The sequence below is a fragment of the Streptomyces sp. enrichment culture genome (genome assembly GCF_964273255.1).
Lineage (GTDB): Bacteria > Actinomycetota > Actinomycetes > Streptomycetales > Streptomycetaceae > Streptomyces.
Map to the genome: position 1 here is coordinate 6,298,826 of NZ_OZ186835.1, position 17,182 is coordinate 6,316,007.

General features: G+C 74.4%; 11 protein-coding genes. 3 read left to right on the plus strand and 8 right to left on the minus strand.

Annotated elements, in window-relative coordinates:
• Positions 1-382: 382 nt before the first annotated feature.
• From ACSU53_RS27525 to ACSU53_RS27535, 3 genes are all read right to left on the minus strand, one after another.
• Positions 383-2,164: an ABC transporter ATP-binding protein gene (locus ACSU53_RS27525; RefSeq protein WP_437032025.1), complete on the minus strand. Its 1,782-nt coding sequence runs from the start codon at positions 2,162-2,164 to the stop codon at positions 383-385.
• Positions 2,161-4,197, minus strand: a complete 2,037-nt coding sequence (locus ACSU53_RS27530) for an ABC transporter ATP-binding protein (RefSeq protein ID WP_437032027.1) — start codon at positions 4,195-4,197, stop codon at positions 2,161-2,163. The genes ACSU53_RS27525 and ACSU53_RS27530 overlap by 4 nt, the downstream gene beginning before the upstream one ends.
• Positions 4,198-4,479: 282 nt before the next feature.
• Positions 4,480-4,944 (minus strand): MarR family winged helix-turn-helix transcriptional regulator, encoded by a 465-nt coding sequence (locus ACSU53_RS27535; protein WP_437032029.1) that lies wholly within the window; start codon positions 4,942-4,944, stop codon positions 4,480-4,482.
• Between the two features lie 144 nt (positions 4,945-5,088).
• On the opposite strand from ACSU53_RS27535, the gene ACSU53_RS27540 reads away from it, so the two are divergent.
• Both ACSU53_RS27540 and mltG read left to right on the plus strand, forming a co-directional pair.
• Positions 5,089-6,891 (plus strand): ABC transporter ATP-binding protein, encoded by a 1,803-nt coding sequence (locus ACSU53_RS27540; RefSeq protein ID WP_437032031.1) that lies wholly within the window; start codon positions 5,089-5,091, stop codon positions 6,889-6,891.
• 43 nt (positions 6,892-6,934) lie between these two features.
• Entirely contained in the window at positions 6,935-7,798 is an 864-nt protein-coding gene (gene mltG, locus ACSU53_RS27545) for an endolytic transglycosylase MltG (RefSeq protein WP_437032033.1), read from the plus strand.
• A 202-nt stretch (positions 7,799-8,000) separates the two neighbouring features.
• Here the strand turns inward: mltG and ACSU53_RS27550 are convergent, their stop codons facing one another.
• Positions 8,001-9,077, minus strand: a complete 1,077-nt coding sequence (locus ACSU53_RS27550; protein ID WP_437032035.1) for an NAD(P)-binding domain-containing protein — start codon at positions 9,075-9,077, stop codon at positions 8,001-8,003.
• A 182-nt stretch (positions 9,078-9,259) separates the two neighbouring features.
• Between ACSU53_RS27550 and ACSU53_RS27555 the strand changes: the two genes are divergently transcribed.
• Positions 9,260-9,682: a YjbQ family protein gene (locus ACSU53_RS27555; protein WP_437032037.1), complete on the plus strand. Its 423-nt coding sequence runs from the start codon at positions 9,260-9,262 to the stop codon at positions 9,680-9,682.
• Positions 9,683-9,989: 307 nt separating this feature from the next.
• Here ACSU53_RS27555 and ACSU53_RS27560 read toward each other — a convergent pair whose 3' ends face one another.
• From ACSU53_RS27560 to ACSU53_RS27575, 4 genes are all read right to left on the minus strand, one after another.
• On the minus strand, positions 9,990-12,890 hold the full coding sequence (locus tag ACSU53_RS27560) for an ATP-binding protein (RefSeq protein WP_437032039.1): 2,901 nt from the start codon (positions 12,888-12,890) through the stop codon (positions 9,990-9,992).
• A 187-nt stretch (positions 12,891-13,077) separates the two neighbouring features.
• Complete coding sequence (locus tag ACSU53_RS27565) at positions 13,078-14,085, minus strand: terpene synthase family protein (protein WP_437032040.1); 1,008 nt, start codon at positions 14,083-14,085, stop codon at positions 13,078-13,080.
• The gene (locus ACSU53_RS27570) at positions 14,069-15,541 is read right to left on the minus strand and encodes a cytochrome P450 (RefSeq protein WP_437032042.1); all 1,473 of its coding nucleotides are present in this window, start codon (positions 15,539-15,541) and stop codon (positions 14,069-14,071) included. The genes ACSU53_RS27565 and ACSU53_RS27570 overlap by 17 nt, the downstream gene beginning before the upstream one ends.
• A gap of 668 nt (positions 15,542-16,209) precedes the next feature.
• A complete protein-coding gene (locus tag ACSU53_RS27575) occupies positions 16,210-17,046 on the minus strand; it encodes a universal stress protein (protein WP_437032044.1) in 837 nt (278 codons plus the stop codon).
• Positions 17,047-17,182 lie beyond the last annotated feature (136 nt).

Consider the following 17,182-nt stretch of genomic DNA (forward strand, 5'->3'; position numbering starts at 1 on the left):
CGGCCCGCACCGGACCGCCCTTGCTGGGGACACCGGCGTCACCCGTCCCGGTCCGCCGGGGACCTCGGGTGCTCCCCGAGCCGGTGCCTGTTTCCAGCCTTCACCCCGCCCCGGGACCGCGCAACGCCAGCGGTGCCCCCGCCCGGCGCGCGGGCCGCCACCCCGCCCCGGGGCTGCGGCGCGCGCCATCCGTCCGCCCCGGCCCGCCCGGGCCGACCGGCGCCCGCCACCGCCCGAGCAACACCCGCTGCGTCCCGGGGCTCTCCGGGCGGCTCGACCCGGTCCGCACCCCGGCCCTGGGCCCGCGCACCGTCCGTCCACGGGCCCGATGGCGAGGAGCCCCGCGGCGACAGCTGAGTCCGCACCGCCGAGTCCGCACCAATCAGCCGTGCCAGGACCGCCACAGCGCCGCGTACGCGCCGTCCGCCGCGACCAGCTCGTCGTGGCTGCCCAGCTCGCTGACGCGGCCGTCCTCCACGACGGCGATCACGTCCGCGTCGTGCGCGGTGTGCAGGCGGTGCGCGATGGCGATCACCGTGCGGCCGTCCAGGACCCGGGCCAGGGACCGTTCGAGGTGCCGGGCCGCGCGCGGATCGAGCAGCGACGTCGCCTCGTCCAGCACCAGGGTGTGCGGGTCCGCCAGCACCAGCCGGGCCAGCGCGATCTGCTGGGCCTGGGCCGGCGTGAGCGCCAGGCCGCCCGAGCCGACCTCGGTGTCCAGGCCGTCGTCCAGCGCACGGGCCCAGCCGTCCGCGTCCACCGCGCCGAGAGCCGCCCACAGTTCCGCGTCCCGGGCACCGGCGCGGGCCAGCCGCAGGTTGTCGCGCAGCGACCCCACGAAGACGTGGTGTTCCTGGTTGACGAGGGCCACGTGCGTCCGGACCCGCTCGGCGGTCATCCGGGCCAGCTCGGCGCTGCCGAGGGTGACCCGGCCGTCCCGGGGCGCGTAGACCCCCGCCAGCAGCCGGCCCAGCGTGGACTTGCCGGCGCCCGACGGGCCGACCAGCGCCAGCCTCGTGCCCGGCGGGACCTCCAGCGAGACCTCGCGCAGCACGTCGACGCCCTCCCGGTATCCGAAGCGCACCCGGTCGGCGCTGACGTGACGCCCCTCGGGGGCGAGCCCCGCGTCACCGGCGTCGGGCTCGATCTCCCGCACACCCACCAGCCGGGCCAGCGACACCTGGGCGACCTGCAGCTCGTCGTACCACCGCAGGATCATCCCGACCGGGTCCACCAGCATCTGCGCGATGAGCGCGCCCGTCGTCAGCTGCCCCACACCGATCCACCCCCACAGGACCAGCACCCCGCCGATCATCAGGACGGAGGCGAGCACGGTCACATGGGTGAGGCTGACCACGGGGAAGAGCACCGACCTCAGCCAGAGGGTGTAGCGCTCCCAGGCCGTCCACTCCCGGACCCGCTGGTCCGACAGCGCCACGCGCCGCTCGCCGAGGCGGTGTGCCTCGACGGTGCGTCCCGCGTCCACCGTCTCGGTGAGCGCGGCGGCCACGGCGGCGTATCCGGCGGCCTCCGACCGGTACGCGGCCGGCGCGCGCCGGAAGTACCAGCGGCAGCCCGCCACCAGCAGGGGCACGGCCACCAGGACGGCCGGTGCCAGTTCGGGCGCCGTGACCACCAGACCGCCGAGCAGCAGCCCCGCCCAGACCACGCCGATCGCCAGCTGCGGCACGGCCTCGCGCATGGCGTTGCCGAGCCGGTCGATGTCGGTGGTGATCCGGGACAGCAGGTCGCCGGTACCGGCCCGTTCGAGCACGCCGGGCGGCAGGCCGACCGACCGCACCAGGAAGTCCTCGCGCAGATCGGCCAGCATCCGCTCGCCGAGCACCGCCCCGCGCAGGCGCACCTGCCGGACGAAGAACGCCTGCACCAGCAGCGCCGTCACGAACAGCGCGGCGGTGACCTCCAGATGCAGGTCGGCGGACGGGTCCGGGACGCGTTCGACCAGCCGGCCCAGCAGGTAGGGGCCCACCAGGGAGGCGAGGACGGCGGTCGTGTTCACCGCGATCAGCACCACGAAGGCCCGCCGGTGCCGGCGCAGCAGCTCACCCACGTAGGCGCGGACGGTGGCCGGGGCCCCCACCGGCAGGGTGCCCGCCGTGGCCGGGGCCGCCGGGTCGTGGGCGGGGGGCGCGACGCCGATCATGCCGTCTCCTCGATCTCTTCCCGTTCCTCCGGTCCGCGCAGCTCACGCAGCCGGTCGGGGCGCGGCCGCTCGGCGCCGCCGCCCTCGCTCCCGCCCCGGCCGGTCCCCGCACGCGCCGCCACCGCCCCGCGGGCTCCCCGGGCCGGGACCACCGCCCGGCCGGCCTCCGCCGCGCCGTGCTCGGGCACGTCGGCCGGCTCCGTATCGCCGTGCTCGGGGACGTCGGCGACCTCCGCCCCGCTGCCGGGGACGTCGGCCACGTCCCCGGCGGGCGCCGCGGTCGCCGGCTCCTCCTCCGTCTCCCGCTCCGTCTCCCGCGTGACCACGGCCCGGTACCGCGGCTCGGTGCCGAGCAGTTCGCGGTGACGGCCCGAGGCCACGACGGACCCCTCGGGCAGGAACACCACCCGGTCCGCCCGGTCCAGGAGCAGCGGGGACGAGGTGAACACCACCGTGGTGCGCCCCGCCCGCAGGCGCTGAACGCCCCGGGCGACCCGGGCCTCCGTGTGGGAGTCCACGGCCGACGTCGGTTCGTCCAGGACGAGCACCTCCGGGTCGGCGACCAGGGACCGGGCCAGCGCGAGCCGCTGGCGCTGGCCGCCCGACAGGGACCGGCCGCGCTCGGTGATCCGGGCGTCCAGCGGGTCCCCGGCGTCGTGCGCGCCCTGCGCCAGGGCCGCCAGCACGTCGGCGCACTGCGCCGCGTCCAGGGCAGCGGACGGTCCGGTCCGGCCGGACGCCGGCACGTCGAGCAGTTCCCGCAGGCTCCCGGAGAGCAGCACGGGGTCCTTGTCCTGGACCAGGACGGCCGCCCGCGCCGCGTCCAGGGGCAGGTCGTCGAGGGGGACACCGCCCAGCAGCACCGGGGCGCCCTCCTGCGTGGCGTGCCCGCCCAGCCGTTCGGCCAGCCGTCCCGCGGCGTCCGGATCCCCGCACACCACGGCGGTCAGCAGGCCCTGCGGGGCGAGCAGCCCGGTCTCCGGGTCGTGCAGGTCGCCGGACAGGGACTGGGCCGGCCGCCTCCCCCCGGTGTCGGTCGGCCGCTCCAGCGACAGCACCCGTGCCGCGCGCCCGGCCGACGGACGGGAGAAGGAGTAGGCCATGGCGATCTCCTCGACGTGGCGGATCGGGTACGCCAGGAGCATCACCGAGCTGTACACGGTGATCAGGTCGCCGACGGGGAGACGCCCCTGACGGGCCAGGTGGACGCCGTGCAGGACGACGGCGATCAGCAGCAGCCCGGGCAGCAGCACCTGGACCGCGGCGATCAGCGACCACATCCGTGCGCTGCGCACGGCGGCGTGACGGACCTCCTGGGACGCGCGGCGGTAGCGGTCGAGGAACAGCTCCTCGCCGCCGATCCCGCGCAGCACCCGCAGTCCGGCCACGGTGTCCGAGGCGAGCTCGGTGGCCCGGCCGGACTTCTCCCGCTGGACGTCGGCCCGCCGGGTGGCGTGCGGCAGCAGCGGCAGTACCGCCAGCGCCAGGACCGGCAGTCCGACGGCGACGAGGACCCCGAGCGCCGGCTGGTGGACGACCAGGCCGACGCAGACGGCGACGATGGTGACGGCCGCCGCGGTGAACCGGGACAGCGCCTCCACGAACCATCCGATCTTCTCGACGTCGCCCGTGGACACCGCCACCACTTCTCCGGCCGCGACCCGCCGGGTCAGGGCGGCGCCGAGGGCGGCCGTCCGGCGGGCCAGCAACTGCTGGACCCGGGCAGCGGCGGTGATCCAGTTGGTGACGGCGGCCCGGTGCAGCAGGGTGTCGCCGACCGCCAGGCCGATTCCGGCCAGCGCCAGCAGACCGCCCGCCCGTGCCAGGCCGGCGCCCGAGCGGTCGACGGCGGCCTGGACGGCGAGGCCGACCCCGAAGGGCAGCGAGGCCACGGCGGCGAAGTGCACCAGCCCCCAGGCGAGGGCCTTCGTCTGCCCGCCCAGCTGGTTGCGGAAGAGCCACCACAGGAAGCGGGGACCCGAGCGCGCGTCGGGCACCCCGGGATCGCGATACGGAAGGTCTTGGATCTGCATGACGTCGTCAGTGGCTCGTCTCGGGGGCGGTCGGCGGTCGGCGGGCGGGCCGCGGCACGCGGGGCGGCCGGGCGGAAGCGCGGGTGCGGGTCCGGGCACGGGCGGGCGTGCCGGGGGTCGGGGTGTCGGTGACGGGCAGGAGCGGCGCGCCGTCCGGGGACGGCGGCAGCAAACCGTGACAGGTTGACCCCGCAGCGTGCGGCGGGGCAAGCGGTTTTCCGCGCCGCCGTCCGGAACCGGCGGGCCCGCGCACCCCCGCCCTGCGGGGAGTGCGTGCGGCGGTCAGCCCGCGGCGTCGTGGCAGGGTGGGGTGACGGCTCCGTCGACCAGGGTGTCCAGCAGGCGGCCGAGGACCGCGCGCTGGTCGTCCTCCAGCGGCGCCAGGATCTCCTCGGCGGCGGCCCGGCGCGCCGCGTGCAGTTCGCGCAGCGCGGCCCGGCCGGCGTCGGTGAGTTCGATGCGGGTCACCCGGCGATTGGCCGGATCGGGCACCCGTCGCGCCTTGCCGGCGGCCTCCAGCCCGTCGACCAGCGTGGTGACCGCCCGGGGCACCACTTCGAGCCGCTCGGCCAGGTCGGCCATCCGCGGCGGCGAGTCGTAGTGGGCGAGCGTCCGCAGCAGCCGGGACTGGGCCGGGGTGATGCCGACCTCGCGCCGCTCCAGATGGCGTTTCTGGATGCGGTGGACCCGACGGGTGAGCCGCAGCAACTGCTCGGCCAGCCGGCCGTCGGGATCGGGCGTGGTCATACGGGAACATTATCAGGACGACGTTCATTGTGAATACAGGTAACAATGAACGTGGTAACAATGAACGGGGTCCGGTGACGCGGTCGCGTGAGCGCCCGGCGGACCGGACGGCCACCCGCCGAAGGAGACCGGGGAAAGGAGACCATGAACCCCGACCACCAGCCCGCCTGGACCCCGCCCGCAGACGGCGGGCAGCAACCCCGGCAGGTGCGCCGCATCCTGCGGCTGTTCCGGCCCTACCGGGGCCGTCTCGCCGTCGTCGGCCTGCTGGTCGGGGCGGCGTCGCTGGTCTCGGTCGCCACTCCGTTCCTGCTGAAGGCGATCCTCGACGTGGCCCTCCCCGAGGGCCGCACCGGACTGCTCAGCCTGCTCGCCCTCGGCATGATCGCCGGCGCCGTCCTCACCAGCGTCTTCGGCGTGCTGCAGACGCTGATCTCCACGACGGTCGGCCAGCGGGTCATGCACGACCTGCGGACCGCCGTCTACGGACGGCTGCAGCGGATGTCGCTCGCCTTCTTCACCCGCACCCGCACCGGCGAGGTGCAGTCGCGCATCGCCAACGACATCGGCGGCATGCAGGCCACCGTGACGTCCACCGCCACCTCGCTGGTCTCCAACGTGACCAGCGTGGTCGCCACCGTCGTCGCCATGCTCGCGCTCGACTGGCGGCTGACCGTGGTCACCCTGGTGCTGCTGCCGCTGTTCGTGTGGATCAGCCGCCGGGTCGGCGACGAGCGCCGCAAGATCACCACGCGGCGCCAGAAGCAGATGGCGGCGATGGCCGCCACGGTCACCGAGTCGCTCTCCGTCAGCGGCATCCTGCTGGGCCGCACGATGGGGCGCTCCGACTCCCTGACCCGGGCCTTCTCGGACGAGTCCGAACGGCTGGTGGACCTGGAGGTGCGGTCGAACATGGCCGGCCGCTGGCGCATGGCCGTCATCACCATCGTGATGGCCGCCATGCCCGCCGTCATCTACTGGACCGCGGGCATCGCCCTGCAGACCGGCGGCCCCCAGGTGTCGATCGGCACCATCGTCGCCTTCGTCTCGCTGCAGCAGGGCCTGTTCCGGCCGGCCGTCAGCCTGCTGTCCACCGGCGTGCAGATCCAGACCTCGCTCGCGCTCTTCCAGCGCATCTTCGAGTACCTCGACCTCCCCGTCGACATCACCGAGCGCGAGGACCCGGTCCGTCTCGACCGCGTCAAGGGCGAGGTCCGCTTCGAGAACGTCACCTTCGGCTACGACGGCAAGGGCGGCCCGGTGCTCGACGGCATCGACATCACCGTCCCCGCGGGCTCCGGCCTCGCCGTCGTCGGTTCCACCGGGGCCGGCAAGTCGACGCTGGGCCACCTCGTCCCCCGGCTGTACGACGTGACCGGCGGCCGGGTCACCCTCGACGGGGTCGACGTCCGCGACCTCGACTTCGACACGCTGGCCCGCGCGGTCGGCGTGGTGTCGCAGGAGACGTACCTCTTCCACGCCTCCGTCGCCGACAACCTCCGCTTCGCCAAGCCGGACGCCACCGACGAGGAACTGCACGCGGCCGCCGAGGCCGCCCAGATCCACGACCACATCACGGCCCTGCCCGACGGGTACGACACGATCGTCGGTGAACGGGGCCACCGTTTCTCCGGCGGGGAGAAGCAGCGCCTCGCCATCGCGCGCACCATCCTGCGCGATCCGCCCGTGCTGGTCCTGGACGAGGCCACCAGTGCCCTCGACACCCGCACCGAGGCCGCCGTGCAGAAGGCCATCGACGCGCTGTCGGCCAACCGCACCACGCTCACGATCGCCCACCGGCTGTCCACCGTCCGGGGTGCCGACCAGATCGTCGTGCTCGACGCCGGACGCGTCGTCGAGCGCGGCAGTCACCGGGAACTCCTGGAGCGGGACGGGCGCTACGCGGCCCTGGTGCGCCGGGACGCCCAACTGGAGCCGACAAGATGACGATATGCCAGGTTTGCAGCGTTATGCGGGTTACCGTGCCCGCATGCAGACGAACACTCCGCCACGGAGCACGATCCGACTGACGCGCCGGGGCCGTATCGCCCTCGTCGTGACCGGGGCCGTCGTGGCCGGCACCGCCGTGGCGGTGCCGCTGCTGACCCTGGGCGACGACGGGGAATCCCGGCCCACGACCCTGGTGATCCCGGAGGGCAGGCGCGCGAGCCAGATCTACGCGGCCGTCGACAAGGCCCTCGCCCTGCCCGCCGGCACGACCCGCAAGGCGTTGCCGAAGGCGAAGCTCCAACTCCCGCAGGAGGCCGAGGGCAACCCGGAGGGCTACCTCTTCCCGGCCACCTATCCGCTCGAGGAGAAGGCGACTCCCGAGAAGCTGCTGTCCACGATGGTCGACACGGCCAACAAGAAGTTCAACGGCGCCCCCGTCGCCGCCGGCGCCCAGCGCAACGCGATGAACGTCTACCAGGCGGTCACCATCGCCAGCATCGTCCAGGCGGAGGCCGCGACCGGCGCGGACATGGGCAAGGTGGCCCGGGTGATCTTCAACCGGCTGGAGCGCGGCATGCCGCTCCAGATGGACTCCACCATCAACTACGCCCTCAACCGGTCCTCCCTGCGCACCACGGCGGCCGACCTCAAGATCGACAGTCCCTACAACTCCTACGAGCGCATGGGGCTGCCGCCCACCCCGATCGACAACCCGGGGGAGGACGCGGTGCGGGCCGCGATCAATCCCACGCCGGGGGACTGGCTGTACTTCGTCACGGTGAAACCCGGGGACACCCGCTTCACCGCCGACTACCAGGAACACCAGCGCAACGTCGCCGAGTTCAACGCGGAACAGAAGAAGGCGGCCGAGCAGAAGAAGGCGGCCGAGCAGGAGAAGGGCTGAGCGGAAGAGGAGTCGAGCGGAAGAGGAACTGAGCGGAAGAGGAACTGAGCAGCGGCCCGGCCGCCGACGCGTGCCGGGCCGTGACCGGCACCGGTGTCCCGGCGGCCGCCCGACGGGCAACGGGCCGTGACCGGCATCTGTTCCGGCGGCCGAGACCTCCGGCGGTGCCACCGCCTCGCGCGGCAGCCGCACCCGACGGGCCTCAGGCCGCGACCCGCTCCCGTTCCAGCAGCCGCCGGATGTCCCGCACGGCCGCCCGCCCGGCCCGGTTGGCGCCCACAGTGCTCGCCGACGGGCCGTAGCCGACCAGGTGGACGCGGGGATCGGCGACCGCCCGGGTCCCCTCGACCCGGATACCGCCGCCCGGCTCCCGCAGCCGCAGCGGGGCCAGGTGCTCGACGGCGGGACGGAACCCGGTCGCCCACAGGATGACGTCGGCCGCCACCCGGCGCCCGTCCTCCCAGACCACACCGTCCGGTGTGATCCGCTCGAACATGGGCTGCCGGTCCAGCACCCCGTCGGCGAGGCCCTGGCGGATCGCGTCATTCAGTGGGAGCCCGGTCACGGAGACGACGCTGCGCGGCGGCAGGCCCTGCCGCACCCGCTCCTCCACGAGGGCGACGGCGGCGCGGCCCGCCTCCTCCTCGAAGGGGCCCTCGACGAACACCGGCTCCCGCCGCGTCACCCACGTGGTCTCCGCCGCGAGCGGCGCGATCTCCAGCAGGTGCTGGGTCCCCGAGGCGCCCCCGCCGACGACCACCACCCGCAGCCCCCGGAACGGCTCGGGCCCCGGGTACTGCGCCGTGTGCAACTGGCGCCCCCGGAACGTCTCCTGGCCCGGGTAGCGCGGCCAGAACGGACGGTCCCAGGTCCCGGTCGCGTTGATCAGCGCCCGGGTCGACCACGTACCGTCCGACGTCTCCACCAGCAGCCGCCCGTCCGTCCCCTCCCGTACGGCCCGGACGTTCACCGGGCGCCGCACCCGCAGGCCGAAGGTGCGCTCGTAACGGTCGAAGTACTCCGTGATGACCTCGGAGGACGGTCGCGCCGGGTCGGCGTCCCGGAGCTCCGTGCCCGGCAGCGCGTGCATGCCGTGCACCTTGCCGTAGGTCAGCGACGGCCACCGGAACTGCCAGGCACCGCCCGGGCCGGGGGAGTGGTCCAGCACCACGAAGTCGCGCTCCGGCTCGAAGCCGGTGCGCCGCAGGTGGTAGGCGCTGGACAGCCCCGCCTGCCCGGCGCCGATGACGACGACCTCGACCTCACGCATATCGTTCACATTTCTACTAACGCTGCGGTGCCCGTGGATCTTCCCTCCCCGACCGGGCACCCGCCTCCGTACCGGCACCCGTCCCGGTACCGGCATCCGTCCTCGTACCGAGGAACCGTCCCCGTACCGAGGAACCGTCCCCGTGTCGCGTCGCCGGAGTAGGAAGCGGCGCATGGGTCAGGATGGAGAACATGTCCGCCACCTTCACCACCCGAGTCCTGACCGTGTCCACCGGCTCCGAGGAGCGGGTCGTCGATCTCACCGGCGACTGCGGGACGTTCCTGCGGGACGTCGCGTCCGGCCGCGACGGGCTGCTCAACATCTTCGTGCCGCACGCCACCGCCGGCATCGCGGTGATCGAGACGGGAGCCGGCAGCGACGACGACCTGCTCGCCGCCCTGCACACCCTGCTCCCCGCCGACGACCGCTGGCAGCACCGGCACGGCAGCCCCGGCCACGGCCGCGACCACGTCCTGCCCGCCATCGTCCCGCCCCACGCGACCCTCCCCGTGGTCGGCGGACAACTGGAACTGGGTACCTGGCAGTCGGTGTGCCTGGTCGACACCAACAAGGACAACCCCGACCGCAAGGTCCGGCTGTCCTTCCTCGGGTAGCGCTCCACGGCTTCCGTCACCGCACGAGGGGTTCCGGGCCGGCCGGTCGAGCGGGGCGCGCCGACGCCGGCGACGTCCCACCTCGCCCTCGCCTCACCCGAACGGCTGCGGACGACAGGTCGCCGTCGAACTGCCCGCCGGATTCCAGGCTGCGCCTCCGAGCAGGAGGATGCCGAGGCCGTGAAGCGTCCGGTCGTCTCCCTCACCCGGCAGGCCGGGACCGTGGACGTCCGCCACGGCGCCGCGTGAGCCGGCCGGCTGCTGCCGACGCCGCGGCCGTCCCGTCCGATCCGTCCCGGCGCCGGCCTCAGCACCTCGGCCGGGGGAACGACTCCAGCGCCGCCGCGAGGCCGGAGGCATCGGTGCCGATCTTGCGGTAGACGGACGAGAGCAGGTGCCGCACGCCCTGCTCGGTGAGGTGCAGGTTCCCGGCCATCTCGGTCGCCGTGACGCCCCGCGCGGCCAGTTCCGCCGCCTTGCGTTCGGGGGCGGTGAGGGTGTCCGTCTGCCCGTACCGCAGGGGGAGCGGGCGCAGGCCCGCGGCGGCCAGTTCGTCGCGGGCCCGGACGGCCAGGGCCTCCGCCCCGCAGTGCACCGCGCCCTCCAGACCCCGGTAGAGCCGGTCGGCGGCCTCCTGGAGCCGCCCGTTCCGGGACAGGGCGGCGCCGTGTCCGACCAGCGCGCGGGCCAGTTCGTAGGCGGCGGGGGAGCGGTCCAGGTGGTCCACGGCCTCCGCGTACAGGTCGAGGGCGGCCGGTCCTCCCGTCACCTCGGCCAGGGTGTGCACGGCGCGGCCGATCGCCGACGCCGCGCCGAAGTCCCGGGCCCGCTTCACCGCGTCCCGCGCATGCCGGGCGGCCAGATCGGGGGCGCTGCGGGCGAGAGCCCTGGCGAGCCCCGCCTGCCAGGGGCACCAGGCGGGGTTGCGCCAGTCACGCCGGTCCAGCCACTCCCCGACCTCCGACAGCAGACGGGCGGCGTCGTCGTGGCGGCCCTCCGCGAGCAGCAGTTCGGCGTACACCGTGCGCGGGTCGGGGTAGATGACGGCGTTCGGGACGAGCGCGCCGAAGCGGTACCGGTCGGCGAGCCGGCGGGCCGCCGCAGGGCGCCCCCGGGCCAGCAGGGTCTGGATGAGGATGCCGACGGCGAACCACTGCGCGGGCACCGCGCCCTCGACCCGGTCGGCGATGCGCAGCCCTTCCCGGACCAGGTTCTCCGCCTCGGCGAGACAGCCGCGCCGGTAGCGGATGTACCCGGCCAGGGCCTGTCCGAGGGCCAGGTGGGAGCCGCGCCAGCCCTTCTCCTCGCATTCGGCCATGCCCTGGGCGAACAGTTCCTCGGCCCGCCGGGGCTGGTCGCAGTACATGAACACCAGGGCCACCGAGACCGGCACCTCGAAGCCCCGGTTCTCGTCGGTCCAGCTCATCCCGCCGCGCAGCGCCTCCTCCGCGTGGCCGAGCGCCGTCGTGCGGGGCTCGCCGCACAGCACCGCGTCCCACGCGCGCAGCCCCAGGATGTACCGTTCCTCCAGCCCGCGGCCGGTCACCCTGGAGGCCAGCCGGGCGAGCCGGCGGGAGCGGCCGGCGGGATCGGGCTCGTCGGTGCGGAACGCGCTCCAGACGAACGCGTCCGCCTGCATCCGCAGCCGGACGCGGGGGTGGCGGGCCCGCTGCGCCTCCTCGGCGGCGACCGTGGCGGCCTCGGCCATCCGGTCGGTGTGGGCCAGGGCCTGGGTGAGCCGGTAGACGATGGACGCCCGCAGCTCCGGCTCCACCCCCGGCTCCGTCAGTGCCTCCCGTAAGTGGGCGACGGTGGCGGTGGGCTTGATCAGGTACGTCGAGCAGGCCAGCTCGTGCAGCAGGGCGGCGCGCTCCTCCGGCGGGGGCGGCTCCTGCAGGGCGCGGGCCAGCAGGCGTCGCGCGGCCTCGGGTGCCCCGGCCCGGGTGTACTCGCGGGCGGCCTCGCGCAGGCACGCGACCGCCTCCGGACGGCCGTCGGGGGGCACCTCCAGCAGATGCCGGGCCGCGGCCGCCGGGCCGAAGCCCGCCGCGCGGATCGCCTCCGCGGCGGTGTTGTGCAGGCCGACGCGCAGACCGGTGGGGATGGCACGGTAGATGGTGGTGGCGATGAGCGGGTGGATGAAGGCCAGGCCGTCGCCGCTGCCGTCGTCCTCGGCCAGGATCCGGCCCGCGCGCAGCCGTTCGGTCGCCTCGGCGGCGGCCTCGCTGCCGACGACGGCGAGAGTGGCGGCGAGTTCCTGCGAGACGGACTCGCCCAGGACGGCCGCGGCATACGCGAACCGGACCGTGGTGGTACCCATGGCGTGCAGGCGTTCCATCAGCCCGGGGCCCTCGATGGCCGCGGCGAGGTCCCGCATCGCCCGCAGGTCCTGCCGGGTGCCCTTCAGGTTGCGTTCGCCCAACTGGATGGCCAGTTCCACCGCCTCGAACGGGCTGCCGCCGGTGACCGCCCAGCACGCCTCGCAGAAGGCGTCCTCGGCCTCGTCCCCGACTTCGCCGCGCACGATGCGGGCGACGCTTCCCGCGGTGAGCGGAGCCAGCTCGAACGGGCGTCCGCCGAGGCTCCCGGTGAGGGCGCGCAACGGTTCCGCCTCCGGGGGCAGTTCGTCGGGCCGGTAGGCGAGGACGATGAGCAGGGGCAGGTCCGCCACCCGCGGGGCGAAGGAGATCAGCCAGGCGAGCGATTCGGCGTCCGCCCAGTGCAGATCGTCCAGCAGCAGCACCAGCGGGGCCCGCTGCACGGCGAGACGCGTGATCACCCAGTCGAGGCCGTCGCGGACGCCGGTCGGGTCCGGGACATGGGTGGCGTGCCCGGCCTCCAGACCCAGGGCGGCGCCGACGATGTCGTACCAACTCCCCAGGAAGGCGCGCAGTTCGGGCTCGGACATCGAGGCCAGCGCGGGTTGCAGGAGCCGGCGCACCACGCGGAACGCCAGCTCCTGTTCGTTGGCCCCGCCGCTGCCCGAGAGCACGGTCACGCCGTGCTCGGCGGCCAGGTCGCGGGTCCGGTTGAGCAGCGTCGTCTTGCCCATCCCTCCCCGTCCGGTGAAGGCGAGCAGCCCGCCGTGCGGCACGTTGTCACCGGTGTCCCGCAGGGCGTCCAGCGCCCCTTCGACGGCTTGGAGTTCTCGATGACGCTCGAACAACGGCCTTGTCTCGGTGGGAAGGTGCCGTAGCTCGTTCGCCATGTGCCGTACCGCTTCCTGTCGTTCGGCCAGGGTGGCAGGAGAGCGTACGCCTCCCGCCCGGCCCCGGGCGGGTGTCCGGGGCCGGAGGGACGAGTACGGGTGAATCGCGGCCGGTGGTGGGTTGATTCCCGCCCGGCCGGGGTAGGAACGCGCGAATGGGTACGGACCGACGCACGGACGGCCGGGCTCAGGGCAGGGCGGACGCCCTGGCCGTGTCCGCGTACCGCGGGACGGTCCGGGACCAGTGGTAGCACCCGCGGATCCAGCCGGCCATGCCCTCCACGTAACCGATGGCCGAAGGGCTCAGCCGGGGCCGGATCTCCGCGAACCGCTCCTCGAACTCCCGGATGGCCGCGTTGATCTGACGGATCGCCAGCATGACCGCCGTCGGCAGGGAGCAGCCGTTCGCCCGCTGGTGGACGAGAGCCAGGTTGATCAGCTCACCCGCCTGCTGTTCCTTCACCGCGGAGTACAGGTCGGGTATCCACACGGCGGCGTCGGCCGACAGCCGGGTCAGCCGGCGCATCACCGGGTGGTGCAGCTCCGCCCCGGTCAGCTCCCGGGGCTGCGCGGCCTCGCACAGGGGGTGGAACGGCTCGACCCCCGCGGTGAGCGCCCGGATGGAGGTGCACAGCCGGGCGCCGGCCGGCGGGGTGTGGGCCTGCGCCACCGCCTCGTGCAGCAGGCCGTGCACGTACTCGCGGCTCTTCCAGGCCCACCGGGCCGCCTGCGCCGGGGTGCACCGCTCGCGGACCTGCCGCAGCAGGTCGGCCAGGGCCGCACCGAGCGGGGTGTCGCCGGAGGCGTCGTCCCGCAGCACGGCGACGCTCTCGTGCAGCAGGGGCAGCAGCCGGCCCGGACGGCACCGGCCGACCTCCTCCGCGAGGTCGTCGAAGACGAACTGGTAGGCGATCTGCCGGGCCACGATGTGCAGCAACTCGCGGTCCATGTCCGGGCTGTTGCGCGACGCCAGGTCGGCCGGCCGGGTACGGACGATCATCTCCGTCACCCCGGACTCCGCCGCGAGACCCGTGTCCCGCAGCCACGTCTCCACCCCCTCCGCCACCTCCCGTTCGTACGGGCTGCGGGCGTCGGGGAACGGCATGTACAGGTGGGCGTCGATCAGGTCCAGGAGACTGGACCCCGTCCTCGCGGTGCCTTCGGACGTCACGGTCATCTCAGGCGTCGCGGACACCGGCGTCACCTGCCTCTCGGGAGGCCCGCACCGCGGCGGGCGGGGAGGTCCGGGCGTGCGGGACGGCCGTGGCGGCCGGAGCCGGGCGGGACCGCTCCGGACGCCGCTCGCAGCGCATCACCAGGGCTCGCGGCCCCAGCGTGACCGCGGGCCGCAACGGCGGGACGGGACCCGGCCGGTGGCGCAGCCGCCACTTCCGGGCGACCGTCGCCAGCGTCACCGTGGCCTGCGCGAGCGCGAAGGCGTCCCCGAGGCACTTCCGGCTTCCCGCGGCGAAGGGAACCATCGGGCTGAACGGTCCGTCGTCACCGCCCTGCCGCCACCGCTCGGGCAGGAAACGCTTCGGGTCGGGGAACGATCCGGGGGCGTGGTGCAGCAGGTACGGGCTGTACAGCACGGTCGCCCCGGCGGGCAGCCGGCGTCCGCCGAACTCGACCTCCCGGGTCGTCAGCCGCGTGAACAGCCAGCCCGGCGGCACGAGCCGCAGGGACTCGTCGACGACGGCCCGGGTGTACACCAGGCGCGGCAGGTCCTCCGCGGTGGGCCGCCCCCGCCCGGCGAGCACCGTGTCGACCTCCTCGTGCATCCGGTGCTCGGCCTCCGGGTGCAGGCCCAGGAGACCGAAGGCGGAGGAGAGGCACAGGGCCGCGCTCTCGGCGCCCGTCAGCAGCAGGGAGACCAGCTGGTCCTGCACCTCGCGGCCGGTCACCTGGGGCTCCGGACCACCGGCTGCCGCCAGCAGGGTGCCCAGCACGTCGTCGTGCGTCCCGCCGGTCCGCCTCCGCTGCGCCACGACCTCGTCGACGATCGCCCGCAGCCGGGCGACCGCCCGGGTGTAGCGGCGGTGACCGGGCGTGGGAAGACGGAAGAAGGCGTCCACGGGCGCGATCGTGCGGACGAAGAGTCCGCGCACCACAGTGGACAAGCAGTCCCGCACCTCGGCGGCCCGCCCCGGATCCAGTGCGTCCGAGAACAGCACCCGGCTGACCACACCGGTCGTGACCGTCATCATGGCCGCGCTGACGTCGACCTCCCGGCCGTCCCGCCAGCCGCGGCACAGGTCCTCGGCCTCCTCACCCATCGGCTCGGTGAGCCGGGCGACCCGTGCCGGGCGGAAGGCGGGCTGCAGCATCCGGCGCTGCCGGCGGTGGTCCGCGTGCGGGCAGGTGACCACGCCGTCGCCCATCAGGCCCCGCAGGCGGGTGTACAGGGGACCGCCCTTGTCGAACGTGCGGGTGTCGCGCAGCATCTCGTGGACCAGTTGCGGGTGGCAGACCACCCACGCGCGGGTCGGACCGAGGCGTATCTCCACCAGGTCGCCGTGCGTGGAGAGGGAGTCGAGGAATTCCAGCGGACGGCGGAACAGAGCAATACCATGTGTGAGAGGCGGGAATATTCCGGGGGCAGTGCCGGACTTCCAGGCCGGGCCGGGGTGTCCCGCGGTGTGATGATGCATCGGCTACCACCTGTCTCGGACGACACAAGGAACGCAGCGATGTCCCCCATGGATGGGACGTGAATCCTCTTCCTGCCCACTCAAACCGGCCATCCGATGTGGCGAAACCTTTTTCCACGGGGGCGCACGGGAGCGCGCCGGGGCATTGGGAAAGAGGGCCGATCCGGCACCCGCTCCCCGCACGACGCCGTACTTTTCCGAGTCCGAGTCCGAGTCCGAGTCCGAGTCCGAGTCCGAGTTCGGTCCGAGTTCGGAGCCTGAGTTCGGAGTCGTCGTCCCGAGTCCGAGTCCGGAGTTCTCGTCCCGAGTTCGAGTCCGAGTCCGTAGTCAGGGGCCGAGGTTCAGGAGTCGGGGTTCCGGGGGTCGGGGGTCCGGAGCCCGAGGCCGGGGTCGAGGGCGAGTCCGGGGGTCGAGGGCGAGTCCGGGGTTCGGGCCCGGACAGGCACGGCGGGTCCGGAGTCCGATTCCGGCGATCGAACTCCGAGTTCGGGGTGGGAATCCGACGATTCCAGGAGATGCCGGATCCCAGGACGAGTTCACGTCCGGTCCACGTCCACGTCCTTGCCCGGGCCCGCCGGGCCGGTTCCGAGCATCCACGTCCTTCCGCGCCCCCGCACGGCCGGGACCCGCCGCCCGGCCCGCCGCCCGACCCGGCGTCCGGCAGCGCCTCACTCCTTGCCGCGGACCACCGCCACCGGACAGTCGGCGTGGTGCAGGAGCGCCTGGCTGACCGAGCCGAGCAGCATCCCGGTGAATCCCCCGTGCCCCCGCGCCCCCGCCACCACCAACTGCGCGTCCTTGCAGGCCTCCAGCAAGGTGTGCCGGACCCTGCCCCGCTCCAGCCGCAGGTCGACGGTGACGCGCGGATGCGTGGCCCGCCACGGGGCCACCGCCTCCTCCAGCCGCTGCCGGTGGGTCTCCCGCAGCTGGTCGAGGTCCACCAGCACGTTGAGCGGGTCGGCGGGCCCGTCGTACGGCGTGGGCTCGCTCCAGGTGTTCCACACGTGCAGGGCCACCAGCGGGGCCTCGCGCATCGCCGCCTCGGCGAAGGCGAACCGCGCGGCGGCGGCCCCGGCGGGGGAGCCGTCCACGGCCAGCAGTACCGGGCCCTGCGGGTCCGGGCGGCCGCGGACCACCATGACCGGGCAGTGCCCGTGCGCGGCGAGCTGCACGACCGTCGAGCCCAGGAGCAGATCGCCGAAGCCGGTCCGGCCCCGGCTGCCGAGCACGGCGAGCACCGCCTGCCGCGACTCGCTCTGCAGCACCGTGAGCGTGTCTCCGGGCGCCACCGTCCTGGCCGTCTCCACTCCCGGGGCGCGGTCGTACGCGCGGCGCTCCGCCCGGGCCAGGACGCCGTGGATCATCGGGTCCAGGTCCACCAGGCGGTGGAAGGCGTGCACGATGCGCAGCTCCGCGTCGCGCAGTTGCGCCTCACGGGCCGCGACGTCGACCGCGGCGAGGCTGGACGGTGAACCGTCCACTCCGACGATGACCGTGTCCTTCACCGCTCACTCCCGTCCCCGTCCCGCCCGCACCGGCCGACGCGGTGCTCGATCTCCGGGCGCCGGCAGTACGTGCGGAGTACCCGCCCGGCACCGCGCCTACGCGTCCCAGGCCCGGTGGGCCGCATGCAGGGCGCGG

Coding starts and splice junctions, on each gene's coding strand:
- ACSU53_RS27525 (WP_437032025.1), bottom strand. CDS start 2,164: ATGATCGGCGTCGCGCCCCCCGCCCACGACCCGGCGGCCCCGGCCACG.
- ACSU53_RS27530 (WP_437032027.1), bottom strand. CDS start 4,197: ATGCAGATCCAAGACCTTCCGTATCGCGATCCCGGGGTGCCCGACGCG.
- ACSU53_RS27535 (WP_437032029.1), bottom strand. CDS start 4,944: ATGACCACGCCCGATCCCGACGGCCGGCTGGCCGAGCAGTTGCTGCGG.
- ACSU53_RS27540 (WP_437032031.1), top strand. CDS start 5,089: ATGAACCCCGACCACCAGCCCGCCTGGACCCCGCCCGCAGACGGCGGG.
- mltG (WP_437032033.1), top strand. CDS start 6,935: ATGCAGACGAACACTCCGCCACGGAGCACGATCCGACTGACGCGCCGG.
- ACSU53_RS27555 (WP_437032037.1), top strand. CDS start 9,260: ATGTCCGCCACCTTCACCACCCGAGTCCTGACCGTGTCCACCGGCTCC.
- ACSU53_RS27560 (WP_437032039.1), bottom strand. CDS start 12,890: ATGGCGAACGAGCTACGGCACCTTCCCACCGAGACAAGGCCGTTGTTC.
- ACSU53_RS27570 (WP_437032042.1), bottom strand. CDS start 15,541: ATGCATCATCACACCGCGGGACACCCCGGCCCGGCCTGGAAGTCCGGC.